This is a genomic window from Streptomyces sp. NPDC006012 (assembly GCF_042871185.1).
In the GTDB taxonomy this organism is placed as follows: domain Bacteria; phylum Actinomycetota; class Actinomycetes; order Streptomycetales; family Streptomycetaceae; genus Streptomyces.
In genome coordinates, this window is sequence record NZ_JBIAIE010000057.1 from 1 (window position 1) to 12540 (window position 12540).

Here is a 12540-nt window from a genome sequence, read left to right on the forward strand (position 1 = left end):
GCTAAAAGATCATGGAAGTCCGGGGAAAAACCCTGGTCAGAAGCCCTTTCATGCTTCCTGATACGGGCTCTGACTGGTATAGTTGTTCTTGTTGGGAGGGGATGGCGCCCCGACCAGCGGACCACTCGAAACCCGAACCGAGGAGAACACCATGCGCGCGCTCATCGAGGCCATCCGGACCGTCCGCGCCCGCCGTCGTGCGGCCAGCGGCGGGATGCGCTCGTACACCGTCGTCCTGGACTGGGCGACCGAGGAGTACGCCCACTACGCGGCCGAGACCATCCAGGTCCGCGCCGCCTCCCCCCTCCAGGCGGAGATGGCCGCGCTCCTCCAGGCCGCCGAGGCCAACGCGCACCACGTCGACCAGTTCGAGCGCGCGACGTCCGGCCGCGAGCTGATCATCGTCGCCGGACAGCTGCTCAAGCACATCGCCACCTTCTCGGGCACCCACTACGCGATCCAGTCCGACAAGTTCTGACCCCCATCCCGGGGGCGGCGGATGGCACCGCCGCCCCCGGGCCCGCTCGAACCCGACCGCACTACGAGAGGCACCCCGTGAGCACCACGACCGGCACCGTCACCACCCGCGCACACGCCATCGAGACCGGCGCGTTGATCGAGGCCGACCCCGGCATTGCCGCCGAAGTCGAGTTCCCCGCCCCGGTGGCCATGACCGAGGCCGTCTACGCGGACTGCATCGCCGTCCCCGACGGATACCAGTGGGACACCGGCATCCGGCTGGACGACGCCGAGCGGGAATGGGACCTGCTCATCACCGCGTCCCGGGCGATCAAGGCCGCCGCAGGGTCCGGCCGCCCGCCCCGGCTCGCGTTCTCCCTCTACCGCGTCCCGATCGACGGCGTCGCCCGCGACCCGCAGCGCGTGACCCTGGTGGCCGAGGCGTCGCCCGGCGACCACGGCGAGCGCGTGATCGCGATCATGCGGCCCAGCGAGCGCCTGCCGCAGTAAGCCCCCTGCCGGGGGCGGCGGATGGCACCGCCGCCCCCGGCCCCACTCGAAACCCCACCCACGCACGCAAGGAGGCCCGCATGGGCTACGAGTACGCGGCCGAGGGCACCGTCACGGTGACCCCGCCGATCCCCCTCTCCGCAATCAGGGAACTGACCGAGGGGCCCGATCTGCCGATCTTCACCGTCGTTCCCGGCCTGGACGACCCCGGCGCGGCAGGACCCTGGGCCGACATCGTGGGCCTGTGGGCCCTGATCCCGGCCGACGCGGAGGGGCCCGCCACCGTGGGCGCGCTGAAGATGGACCACACGTCCAAGAGCGCCGCCATCGGGGTGCCGCTGGCCCGGTTCGTCCGGCTGTGCCGCGAGGCCGGGCACGGGGTCACCAGCGACGTGAAGTTCTGGGGCGAGGAGGGCGAGCGCGGCGTGATCGAGGTCGACGGGTCCGACATCGCGTGGGTCGAGACCTACCACCCGACCAGGGAGCCCGCCCGCTGGTGACGCCGCCCGCCGTCCGCCCCGCTGGAGGGCGGACGGCGGGACGCGACGGACCGACCGCCCGGCATCGGAGGCCGCGCCGGTCGTGCGGGGCCCCGTGCGAGACCGCCGGCCGCGCCGTCGCGGGTTTCGCCGGCCCCGCTCCTCGCCCGTGGCACGGCGGCCCGTCACCGGCCTTGAACCGCTGTCGCCGTCCCACGCTCCGTGAGCGCGAGAATCAGAGAAAACCCCTGTTCAAGTGCCCTTCCGCGCTAGGTGATCAGGTCTAAAACTGGTATAGTTCTTGTTGTCGGAAGGGGGTGGCACCCCGACCGGCACACCACTCGAAACCCAACCCAAGGAGAACACCTTGACCATGACGCAGACCGAGCAGACGGCCCCGGCCGCCCTCGCCGAAGAGGCGGACGCCGGGCGTCTGGAGTGGATCGACCCGCTCGAAGACTTCCACCCCGACAAGCCCGAGGAGAGCCGGGTCATCGTCGACCCGTTCAACCACCGCAAGAAGCGCGAGGACGGCGAGGAGGACACCACCGAGCCCGACCCCGGCCTCATCGCCAGCGTGGAGGCCGTCGGCGTCCAGCAGGCCCCGGTCCTGCGACCGCAGACCGGCGAGAACGACGGCAAGCTCGGCATCGTCATGGGCCAGCGCCGCATGAAGGCCGCGCGGGCCGCCGCCGAGCGCGCCGTGGCCGACGGCCGCAAGTACCGCAAGGTCCGCGTGATCATCCGCGACGACCTGAAGGGCGTGGACGACGAGGCCCTGGCGGGTTCCATGGTCGAGAACGTCCACCGCGCGGCCGCCAGCGCCCAGGACGACCTGGACGCCGCGCAGCAGCTTTCCCTGATGGTCTCCGCGAAGCGGGTTCCGAAGGCCCGCAAGGCCCAGCTCGCCGCCGCCATCGGCCGGACGACGGAGGAACTGGACGCCGCCCCCCGGGTCGCCAAGATCGCCCCCGAGGTGATCGAGGAACTGTGGGAGGAGGGGGCCGAGTTCGACTGGGTCGAGCAGGCCGACTACGCCGAGGTCGAGGACGTACCGAACGCCCTGTGGAAGCTGGAGCAGGCCAAGCGCAAGGACGCCGACGAGGGCAACACCAAGCGGGGCGCGTGGCGTCAGATCATGCAGGCGCTGAAGACCGAGAAGGCCAAGGCCGAGCGCATCGCGGCGACCACGGCCGAGCTGGCCAAGAAGATGATCCCGGTCATCGGCTGGCCGCACGCCTGGCAGTACAGCACCGCCCGCCCCGTGACCGAGCTGGAGAGTTCGATCGGCCGCCCGCTGACCGAGGCGGGCCACAACGAGACGTGCTCGGGCCACGCGGCAACGTTCGACCCGGCGGACGGCGAAGTGGTCTGGGTCTGCCGCGACTTCAAGAAGCAGGGTCACCGGCTCATCGGGTCCGCGCCGGACGCCGAGGGCGACGGCGAGACGGCCCAGGAGGCCGACGCCGAGCGCGAGGCCGCCCGCGCCGAGGCGCGCACCGTGAAGACGAACAACGCCGCCTGGCGGTCGGTGCGCGAGGTCCGGCAGGAGTTCATCGTCGACATGTGCCAGGACAAGGGCGAGGCCCCGGCCGACGTCAAGGACCTGGTGCTGACCACGATCCTCGCGGGCCGGTACGCGTACACCCACTACGTCAACGCCGACTGCGGTGACCGGCTGTCGACCTACCTCAAGGACGCCAACCTCAAGCACACCCCGGCCGACGTGGTGGCCAAGCTGGTCAAGCGCACGGGGGTCAAGCGGTACTGGTGGCTGCTGTTCGCCCACATCGCGGGCATGTACGAGGTCGAGCACATGACCGACGAGGCATGGCGCGGCAAGAAGGACGAGTTCGGCCGCCGCAAGCCCATCGAGCGCCAGACGGTCGAGTGGCTGACCTTCCTGAAGGCCCACGGCTACAGCCTCTCCGACGTCGAGGAGGAGACCCTGGCCACCGCCCAGAGCCAGGCCGAGGAGAAGGCGAAGCAGGACGCCCAGCGCAAGGCCGACCGCGAGCGCTGGGACCGCGAGCGCGAGGAGGCCCGGCTCAAGCGGGAGGCCGAGGCCCAGCAGCAGGCCGAGGAGGACGCCCCGGCCGAGCAGGCCGACGACACCGAGGAGCCGCCGCACTCCGACGAGAACCCCGACGCGGACGCGGCGGACGACGGCCAGGAGGACGACGAGCCCGCAGCCGAGGGCGAAGCGGAGCCCGGCGAGTCCGACGAGGAGTAGCACCGCAGGGCGGGCCCGAAGGCGGGCCCGCCCGACCCGGCCGGGGCGGCGGATGGCACCGCCGCCCCGGCCCCCGCTCGAACCCCAACCCCCAGCAGCAGGAGGACACATGCAGGACGCCCCCACCACCGGCGAGCGGCTGACCCGCACGCTCGAAGCGCACGGCCTGGCCGTGCGGACACTGGTCTCCCACCACTACGACGAGTCGCGGATCGTGGTCGACATCGAGGGCGGCGCACAGATCCGCATCGCCGACAACCAGGGCATGGTCGACGGGTGGACCGAGGACCACACCGGCTGGACCGCCTTCTACCGGCCCCAGGGCGAGCGCAGCGACGAAGGCGAGAGGCGGATCTACGTCTCCGCCGACAGCCGCCCGGCGTTCGAGCGGGACACCGCCGCGCTGGTCGCCGCCGTCGTGCAGTGCGCCGCCGCCCGCCGCCTGGCCCCCGCGTGACCGCCGTCGTGCACGCCGCCCGCGCCCTGGCCTACCTCGCCCGCCAGGACGCCGGGCCGCCCCCGTTGGACCCCGAGGACCGCGAAGCGTGGCGCGAGGAGATGAGGGCCGGCCACGACGCCTACCGTGCCGGCCGCGCCGTCGCGGTCGGGGCCGACCGGCTCGACGCCCTGCTGCGGGCGGTCGACGCCGGTCGGTACGACATCGCGGACTGTCGGGACGCGGCGGAAGCCCTGGCGAACGTCGAGCACGGGTGCATGTCCCGCTGGCCGGTGACGCCGTACGGCACGGTCTGGGTCGACAACGAAGCCTGACGGGGGCACAAATACGACCGGCGACCACCCTGTCATGAGACAGGACCCCCCGCGCCGAAGCGCGGCAGGCTGGCGCGGTCGCCGGTCGCCCACTCGAAACCCGCACCCCGCGCGTGGTGGCGACATCCCGAAGGGGCGCAACTTCCACGCGGGCCGCGAATCCCGAGCCTCCAGCTTATCGGCTCCGGGCTGATCAGCGAAAAAGGATGCCGCAACCGTGCCCGCATTCCTTGACGCCAGCTCTAAAGCTGGTATTGTTGTCCTTGTTGGAAGGGGGTGGCACCCCGACCGGCACCCACTCGGAATCTGCACGGAAGAGGAGCCCATGGCCACCACGCTGAAACTCCCCGAGGCCCCGTTCGACGGCCTGCGCGACTACCTGATGTGTCTCGCCGCCGACGAGGACAAGACGCCGGTGGAGGAGCTGGACGGGATGAGCGACAGCGTCCTGTCCGCCTACTGGCACGGCTACGTCGAGGCGAGCCGGTCCGGGCGCACCGGGCAGGAGCTGCACATCGCCGCGTTCGGGGCCTCCCTGTTCGCGCCGCTGGTCGCGGTCTGCGCCGAGACCGGCGACGTACGGGCCGCACTCGCCCGCTCGTTCCAGTAGCCCCCGGCCGGGGCGGCGGACGGCACCGCCGCCCCGGCACCACTCGAACCCCACCACAGAAGGAGAGCCCACGGTGACCACCACCTCCGAGGACGTCGAGGCCGGCCCGGCGACGACCCGCACCATCGACGAGCCCGAGATCGACCGGCGTAGCGCCGCCTCCCCCTACTTCGGCCGCTTCACCTGCGACGTGTGCGGCGACGACTTCGCCGTCCACCGCTCCCTCACCGTCGAGGAGCGCGAGTTCACCGACATCACGACCCGCGAGACCTGGCCCGGCATGGTCGTCATCGCCTGCGACCGCAGCTGACGTTCCCCGCCCCCACGCTCACCCCCCGGGGGCGGCGGCTGGCACCGCCGCCCCCGGGCCCGCTCGAACCCAGCACCCCCACTCCCCGAGGAGCAGCGCGACCGTGGAACCCACCGACGACTTCAACGGCCGGGTCATCCCGGCCTTCCCCCGCCAGAACTGCGGCGTCCGGCTGGTCGACCTGACGACCGGCGAGGAGATCAGGCCGGGGCAGAGCATCCCCGAGCCGTACGGGCACGGGCACATCACCTACGTCGGGCCGACCGTCCACACCGTGGAGGGCAGCAGCACCCCCCGCCCCGGCCGCGTGGCCGTCGTCCGGTACGTGCACCCCGCGACCGACTGGGCGTACCCGCCCGCCGAGCTGAACGCCCGCTACGAGGACGCCGACGCCCCGCGACGCGGGGACGACGGCCAGCTCCCCCCGCAGACCCGCCGCACCGAGTAGACGCGGCTCCCCTCCGGCCGGGGCGGCGGATGGCACCGCCGCCCCGGCTCCCGCTCGAACCCAACCGACCCGAGGAGTACACCCACATGACCACCACCCCGTCCCCCTCGCTCAACGGCGACGCCGCCGCCGCCCGCGACCGCCGCGACCTCCTGGTCACCGGCCGCGACGGCCGGATGCTCGCGGAGACCATCGGTCGCCCCGTCCTGCGCGCACGCCAGGCCGCCCAGACCTACCGCGCCGCCGTACGGGACATCGAGACCCAGCGCTGCAACGCCCCGGGCCGCCGCTGGCTGCACGAGCAGTCCGCCGTGTGCCACCAGCGCGCGCGGATCGCCGCCGACGAGCAGGCCCTGGCCGTCGAGAACGGGCAGCCGGCCCAGGCCGCCAAGTGGGCCTCCCTCGCCATCGGGTACGCCAGGGCGGGCAGGCACCTGGACCACACGGTGCCCGACGCGGGCACGGCCGTCGCCATGCTGACCGCCGCCGCCATCGCCCTGGAGAAGACCGTCCTGTCCTTCCCGGCCCCGGCCGGACTCACCGAGGAGAGCGTGCTCCTGTCCAGCATCCCCACCTTCCGGATCGACACCGGCCGCCAGGCCCTCGCCGCCGCCCGGACCGGAGACGGCTCCCTGGCCAAGGCGGTCAACGGCGTCGAGGTCGAGCTCCTGCTGTTCGCCTGCTGGGCCGAAGGCCAGCACGAGACCGGCTACGACGCGGCGCGCCAGGCCGTCCGCGCCCTTGACCGCGCCCGCAGGAACGCCGAGGCCGACCCGCAGGCCATGAAGAGGGCCCTCGACCTGGCCGAGCAGGCCCTGGACGCCGCCGAGGCGATCACCGACCGGGACGACGACCCCGCCACCCCCTGACCGACCGCACCACCGCCGGGGCCGGGCGCGCAACGCGCCCGGCCCCGGCACCATTCGAGACCAGGAGCGACGATGCCCCGCACCTCCAGGAGGCCCGCCTGAGCACCGACTGGCGGCCCCGGCCGATCTACATGCCCGACGCCCACCTGCCCGACTCCTCCGATCCGGTCTGGGCCTGCCGGTCGTGCCGCACCCCGTGGCCGTGCCCGACCGCAGACCCCTACCTCTCCCAGGGCCGATGCACGTGCGGCAGCCCCACCTACTGGGACACCAAGCTGCCGCGCAAGTGGCACATGGGCCCCCGCTGCTACACCCCCGCCGATGCACTGCGTGCCGAGGCCGAGGAGCTGCACCGCCACCACCAGCGGAACCCGACCTACCCGCCCAGCCACTACTACCCGGACAAGCCCCGACGACGGAGACGCCAGCAGCCCCCGTACGACCACACCCCCAGCCGGCCCGGTGACATCGAGCCCGGCACCACCCTCTGGGTCAGCCCCGGAGGACTCCACCCAGGGTGGGGCGACATCCACCACCTGGCCATCCTGACCACGCTGGACCGCCCCAAGTGCGAGGTCTGGGTCTGGATCGACAGCAGCCTGCACCTGGTCAAGCCCGAGCACCTGATCCCCGACATCTCCCCGATCCGCAACGCCGCCCGCACGGCCGGAGTGACGAGCTTCCGCCAGCGCCCCGGACACCGCAGCCCGCTCCTGCCCGAATGGCAGTGGACCCGGTGGACCGTCGAACAGCACCTCCAACACCGTGAGCAGCACGCCCCGCCGCCTCCCACCACGGAGGCGGTCCAGGAGGCCCTGTTCGCCAACTGACCCGGCCCGGGACGGCTTCCGCCGTCCCGGGCCGCTCCGCGTTCCGCGGCCGCCGCGACGACCAGCTGGTGGTCGCCGCGGCCACCGCGACCGTCCACTCGCTCCTCCCGGCGGGCGACGGCTGCGCCGTAGTGGCCGGCGAGGCCGCGCACCGCCGCCGCTCCCGGACCCGGCGCCGCCGGCCCCCCGCCGTGTCCGGCCGTCGGGCCGGAGTGGGGGAGCGGCAGCGGTGGGCGGTTTACGTGGCGGGCCGTCCGCCGGGCGCGGGTCCGCGCGGGCGGGCGAAAAGCGGCTGGCAAGGAGGGTGGGCGGCCCGGCCCGGAGAGCACGCGCGGGCCGAAGAAACCCGGAAAAACCCTGGTCAGAAGCCCTTTCACGCTTCCCGATACGGGTCATGACTGGTATAGTTGTTCTTGTTGGGAGGGGATGGCACCCCGACCGGCGAACCACTCGAAACCCGAACCACCGGAGGAACCGTGAGCGAGCACATCACCCCCGAGGTTGCGACGCAGCTCCGCGAGAAGGCGGCAAGGCCCGGATACTGGACCGAAGGGTGCGCGAACTGGTCCTGCGGGAACATGGTCTGCGAATACGTCGTGGCCGATGAGTATTACGCCTCTTACGAGGACGCGCGCGCCGATGGCGTCGAGTGGGGGATGCGCATCTGCGGCTCCTGCAAGCGATACGTGTGGACCGACGCCCCGGTACTCCTGACGCGGGAGCGCGTTTCCCTCGTTCGCCGCCCGCGCTGTGAATTCCGCGTCAAGACGGGCTGCGACCTGCCGGGACGCTACTTCCTCCAGTTCGACGGACAGCGAAAGTGGTACTGCACCCACGACGTCGCCCTGTACGTACGCGCCGGATTCGACATCTACCGCACCGACGAGTCGGGGCGCGTCACCCGGGCGACCGAAGAACTCAGCCAGGTCTAAGTGCCCGACAGGGCATCGCCGTTGGGGCGGCGCACCCGCGCCGCCCCAACGGGAGTGTTCTCGTGGCGGTGGGCGACGGCCGCGCCGTGGCGGCCGGGCCCGCCGCGCGCCGGACGCGGTGGCCGGCCCCGGCGGGCGACGGCCGCGCCGTGGTGGCCGGCGTGGCCGCGTAGCGGCGTCGCTTCCGACACCCGACCTTTCGGGCCGGGTTGCGAGGGGCGCTCGCGCGCCGCCCCCTCGCGCACCCCCGGCGCCGCCGGCCCCGGCGGTGTTGCCGACCGCGGGCCGCCTCCGCGAGGCCCCGCCGGTCATCGCCCCGCTTTCCTCGTGGTCGCCGCCGCGTCGTGGTGAAGGAGTTCGTGGCCGGGGCGGCGGCGACCTCGAGGACGCTCCCGCCGTGGGGCCCCTGGCGATTGTCGGTGGTGCATCGCACCTTCGGTGCGATCCGGCCGTGCGCCGCAGTCGTCGGGCCCTGGGGGCCCTCCTTATTGCGGCCCGCGCTGCGCGCGGGCTGCGTCGCTTCGCTCCTTGCGCGAAGCCCCGGGGGGCTCCTCCGGACGCCCGCCCCCCGGGGAACGGGGGGCGGGCTGGACTCCGTCGTGGCCGGGGTGGTGGACCAGGTGGTCGTCCGGCCGGCGGCGCCGTCGTGGCGGGCGCGAGGGGTCGAGGTCGAGGAGGGCCTGGAGGAGCTGCTCGACGTCGTGATGGTGCGGGCCGGCCCGGGGCCGGGGAGGGAAAGACGGCTGGCAAGGAGGGGGGTCGGCGGGGCCCGGAACTTCGGCTAAAAGATCATGGAAGTCCGGGGAAAAACCCTGGTCAGAAGCCCTTTCGCCCTTCCTGATACGGGCTCTGACTGGTATAGTTGTTCTTGTTGGAATGGGGTGGCACCCCGACCAGCGAACCACTCGAAACCCGAACCATCGGAGGAACCGTGAGCGAGCAGATCACCCCCGAGCGCCAGGCCGAGGCCGAGGCGATCGGCCAGGCCGCCTACCGGGCACTGCGCGCCGACCTGATCGAGGCCGCCGACCGGCGCGAGGTGGACGGCCCCCTGCTGGTCGAGGGGCTGGAGGCGGAGGCCGCCTACCAGGCCGCCCGCAAGACGCTGGCCGAGGCCCGCGCCCAGCGGCACCGCGTGCTCTACGCGATGTGGCGCGCCAACAAGGACCCCCGGGGCGTCGCCGCCCTGATGCCCGCCACGGTCACGGCCGCCACGGTGCGCGCCGCCGTGGTCCGGCTCGCGCCGTCCCAGGACTTCGAGGCCCTGCCGCTGTGGCGCACCGAGGAAGAGGAGGTTGCCGCCCGAAGCTGAACCAGAGCCGGGCGGCGGATGGCACCGCCGCCCGGCCCCCGCTCGAACCCCGACCCGCAGTCAGCAGGAGAACAGGTCATGAAGTTCCAGATCCACACCGCCACCGGCCACGACGGCACCGCCGCACCGGCCCCGCTGGACGCGCACGAGGCCGCCCGGGAATTCGCCGCCGCGCTGGCCGAACTTCTCCAGGTCGAGCCCGCCCGCGTCGTCCACGACGAGTGGCGCACCCCCCCGTACACCTGGACCAATGTGACCGTCATGCTTCCCAAGGTGGGAACGGCCGTCTTCAGTGTCGACAGCCGCAAGAGCGGCGCGGACGCCCTCCGCCTGTACCTCGATGACAAGCCCGTTCCGTTCCAGTGGGAGCCGGGCACCAGCGCCGGGCGGACGCTCGCCCAGGCGGTGGCCGTACACCGCAGCGAGGCCGCCGCCCGCCAGGGCTGAGCAGCCGGAGGCAGGGGGGGCCGGAAGACCGGCCGCCCCAACTCCCCCCGAAAAGGGGACCGCCAACACCCGAAATCGCTTCAAATCTGGTATAGTTGTTCTTGTTGGAAGGGGTTGGCACCCCGACCGGCACCACTCGAAACCGCAGCACCGGAGGAACCCCGTGATTACCACCACCATCACGCACGACAAGGTCAACGGCACCGTCGCCCGCCTCAGCGACTCGCACCGGTGGGTCGGCTCCACCCTGGAGCGCTACGGCTTCACCTGGTCCCGCGCCCACCAGGCGTACACCCTCCCCGGCACCCGCACCTGGGCGTTCGACCCGTACCGAGTCGGCCGGGCAACCCGCCAGCTGCGCCGCAACGGCTTCACCGTCCGGGTGGACGTCGACAACACGACCCCCAAGGCCGACCCGATCGCGGACGAGCTCGACCAGCTGCTCGACGTTGCGTACACGGCGCAGCGCCTCGGCGCGGCCTACCAGAGCGACCAGCGCGACCGCGCCGACGAGATCACCGAACAGCACCGCACCGAGATCCAGAGCGCGGTAACGGCCGCGTGCGACCGACTCGACCGACTCGCGCAGCGCCTCGGATGGGACCTCCCTGAGATCCTGCATATCAATTTCGTCCTGAACGACGCGTGGGTGGCCGTGGGCCTCCCGCCGTTCTAGGGCAGCCAGCAGAACCCGAAGGGGCGGACACCGACCGGTGTCCGCCCCTTCGGCGTTGCCCGCCTCGCCGGTGTGGCGGGGGGCGACGGCCGCGCCGTGGCGGCCTGGCCCGCCGCGCGCCGGACGCGGTGGCCGGCCCCGGCGGGCGACGGCCGCGCCGCGGTGGCCGGCGCGGCCGCGCACCGCCGCCGCTCCCGGCACCCGACCTTTCGGGCCGGGTTGCGAGGGGCGCTCGCGCGCCGCCCCCTCGCGCACCCCCGGCGCCGCCGGCCCCCTCGCCGTGTCCGGCCGTCGGGACGGTGCGGGGGAGCGGCAGCGGTGGGCGGTTTACGTGACGGGCCGTCCGCCGGGTGCGGGTCCGCGCGGGCGGGCGAAAAGCGGCTGGCAAGGAGGGCGGGCGGCCCGGCCCGGAGAGCACGCGCGGGGTGAAGAAACCCGGAAAAACCCTGGTCAGAAGCCCTTTCACGCTTCCCGATACGGGTTCTGACTGGTATAGTTGTTCTTGTTGGAAGGGTGATGGCACCCCGACCGGCGAACCACTCGAAACCCGAACCGAAAGGCGGACCCCATGGCCAAGCTGACTACCGAGCAGGCGACCCAGCATCGCAAGGCGCTCGCGCTGGTGGATCTGGACCGGGACCTCACGCTCACCGAGCGGGAGTTCGTCATCGACCACTACATGGAGACCGCAGACGCCCGCCTCGACGGGGCGTTTTTCACCCCGGACGGACTCGCGCGTGACATGTCCATCGAGGTCACCGGGAAGCGCGTCATCGACCTGTGCGCCGGGATCGGCCGCCTCGCCTTTGCCTGCCGAGACACCGACTGGGAGCGCCTGAACAACGAGCAGCCGCGCGAACTGGTCTGCGTCGAGCGGAACCCGGAGTACGTCCGCGTCGGCAAGAAGGTCTTGCCCGAGGCGACATGGATTCTCGGCGACGTCTTCGACGTCCCCGGCATGGACCTGGGAGGCCCGTTCGATACCGCCATCGGGAACCCGCCGTACGGAGCCGTCGCCCGGGGTGGCCGCACCGCGCCCCGCTACACCGGCGGCCGGTTCGAGTACCACGTCATCGACATTGCTGCGGCCGTCGCCCGCAGGGGCGTGTTCATCGTCCCGCAGGAAATGGCCCCCTTCCGCTACAGCGGCCGGTCGAGCTTCACCGAGGAGCGCACCGACGCGTACAACCGGTTCGAGCGACAGACCGGCATCAGGCTGGGGCACACGGTCGGAATCGACACCTCGCACTACCTCGACGAGTGGCGCGACGCCGCGCCGCGAACCGAGATCGTCCGCGCGGACTACACGAGCGCCCGCCACTCCGGCACCGCCCCGGCGGCACGACCGGCCCCCAAGCCCCAGCCGTCCCGTAACTGGACCGGCATGGGTGCCACCGACTTCAACACCCGCCCGAAGGCGGCACAGGTGGCCATGTTCGACGTGGGCGACGACGCCGCCACCGGCACCATCGGACTGTTCGACGTCTGACCGGTGGTCCGTGCGTCCCGGCCGCCGCGCCGGGGCGCACGGCTGTCCGGCCGTCGTGGCGGTGGGCGACGGCTGCGCCGTGGGGGCGGGGCCCGTCGCGCGGGGCCGCGCGGGGCCGGCCTTGGCGGGCGGCGGTTACGCGGTGGTGGCCGGCGCGGCCGCGCG

At 72.8% G+C, this 12540-nt stretch carries 17 protein-coding genes; all 17 read left to right on the forward strand.

Going from position 1 to position 12540, the window contains the following annotated elements; all coding sequences use genetic code 11:
- Positions 1-151: 151 nt before the first annotated feature.
- The 17 genes from ACFYPJ_RS38740 (at position 152) to ACFYPJ_RS38820 (ending at position 12375) form a co-directional block, all read left to right on the forward strand.
- Positions 152-478 (forward strand): hypothetical protein, encoded by a 327-nt coding sequence (locus ACFYPJ_RS38740; RefSeq protein WP_135789016.1) that lies wholly within the window; start codon positions 152-154, stop codon positions 476-478.
- 77 nt (positions 479-555) lie between these two features.
- Positions 556-969, forward strand: coding sequence for a DUF6573 family protein (locus tag ACFYPJ_RS38745; RefSeq protein ID WP_389026798.1), 414 nt, complete (start codon positions 556-558; stop codon positions 967-969).
- An 80-nt stretch (positions 970-1049) separates the two neighbouring features.
- On the forward strand, positions 1050-1469 hold the full coding sequence (locus tag ACFYPJ_RS38750; protein ID WP_389026800.1) for a hypothetical protein: 420 nt from the start codon (positions 1050-1052) through the stop codon (positions 1467-1469).
- Between the two features lie 352 nt (positions 1470-1821).
- A complete protein-coding gene (locus ACFYPJ_RS38755) occupies positions 1822-3681 on the forward strand; it encodes a ParB N-terminal domain-containing protein (protein ID WP_389026820.1) in 1860 nt (619 codons plus the stop codon).
- A gap of 109 nt (positions 3682-3790) precedes the next feature.
- Positions 3791-4138, forward strand: coding sequence for a hypothetical protein (locus ACFYPJ_RS38760; RefSeq protein WP_389026802.1), 348 nt, complete (start codon positions 3791-3793; stop codon positions 4136-4138).
- A complete protein-coding gene (locus ACFYPJ_RS38765) occupies positions 4135-4452 on the forward strand; it encodes a hypothetical protein (RefSeq protein ID WP_389026804.1) in 318 nt (105 codons plus the stop codon). The genes ACFYPJ_RS38760 and ACFYPJ_RS38765 overlap by 4 nt, the downstream gene beginning before the upstream one ends.
- A 325-nt stretch (positions 4453-4777) precedes the next feature.
- Entirely contained in the window at positions 4778-5062 is a 285-nt protein-coding gene (locus ACFYPJ_RS38770) for a hypothetical protein (RefSeq protein WP_135789011.1), read from the forward strand.
- A 73-nt stretch (positions 5063-5135) separates the two neighbouring features.
- Entirely contained in the window at positions 5136-5372 is a 237-nt protein-coding gene (locus ACFYPJ_RS38775; RefSeq protein WP_135789010.1) for a hypothetical protein, read from the forward strand.
- Between the two features lie 103 nt (positions 5373-5475).
- Positions 5476-5820 carry a hypothetical protein gene (locus tag ACFYPJ_RS38780; protein ID WP_135789009.1) on the forward strand — a complete coding sequence of 115 codons (345 nt, stop codon included), beginning with the start codon at positions 5476-5478 and terminating at the stop codon, positions 5818-5820.
- An 86-nt stretch (positions 5821-5906) separates the two neighbouring features.
- Positions 5907-6689 (forward strand): hypothetical protein, encoded by a 783-nt coding sequence (locus ACFYPJ_RS38785; RefSeq protein WP_389026806.1) that lies wholly within the window; start codon positions 5907-5909, stop codon positions 6687-6689.
- A gap of 131 nt (positions 6690-6820) precedes the next feature.
- A complete protein-coding gene (locus ACFYPJ_RS38790) occupies positions 6821-7519 on the forward strand; it encodes a hypothetical protein (protein WP_389026808.1) in 699 nt (232 codons plus the stop codon).
- Between the two features lie 476 nt (positions 7520-7995).
- Positions 7996-8451 carry a hypothetical protein gene (locus tag ACFYPJ_RS38795; RefSeq protein ID WP_389026810.1) on the forward strand — a complete coding sequence of 152 codons (456 nt, stop codon included), beginning with the start codon at positions 7996-7998 and terminating at the stop codon, positions 8449-8451.
- Positions 8452-9050: 599 nt separating this feature from the next.
- The gene (locus tag ACFYPJ_RS38800; RefSeq protein ID WP_389026812.1) at positions 9051-9236 is read left to right on the forward strand and encodes a hypothetical protein; all 186 of its coding nucleotides are present in this window, start codon (positions 9051-9053) and stop codon (positions 9234-9236) included.
- Between the two features lie 146 nt (positions 9237-9382).
- Positions 9383-9763, forward strand: coding sequence for a hypothetical protein (locus ACFYPJ_RS38805; protein WP_389026814.1), 381 nt, complete (start codon positions 9383-9385; stop codon positions 9761-9763).
- A gap of 78 nt (positions 9764-9841) precedes the next feature.
- Positions 9842-10210 carry a hypothetical protein gene (locus ACFYPJ_RS38810; RefSeq protein WP_389026816.1) on the forward strand — a complete coding sequence of 123 codons (369 nt, stop codon included), beginning with the start codon at positions 9842-9844 and terminating at the stop codon, positions 10208-10210.
- Positions 10211-10373: 163 nt separating this feature from the next.
- Positions 10374-10886: a hypothetical protein gene (locus ACFYPJ_RS38815; RefSeq protein ID WP_135789003.1), complete on the forward strand. Its 513-nt coding sequence runs from the start codon at positions 10374-10376 to the stop codon at positions 10884-10886.
- A gap of 568 nt (positions 10887-11454) precedes the next feature.
- Positions 11455-12375, forward strand: coding sequence for a methyltransferase (locus tag ACFYPJ_RS38820; RefSeq protein ID WP_389026818.1), 921 nt, complete (start codon positions 11455-11457; stop codon positions 12373-12375).
- The last annotated feature ends 165 nt before the right edge of the window (positions 12376-12540 follow it).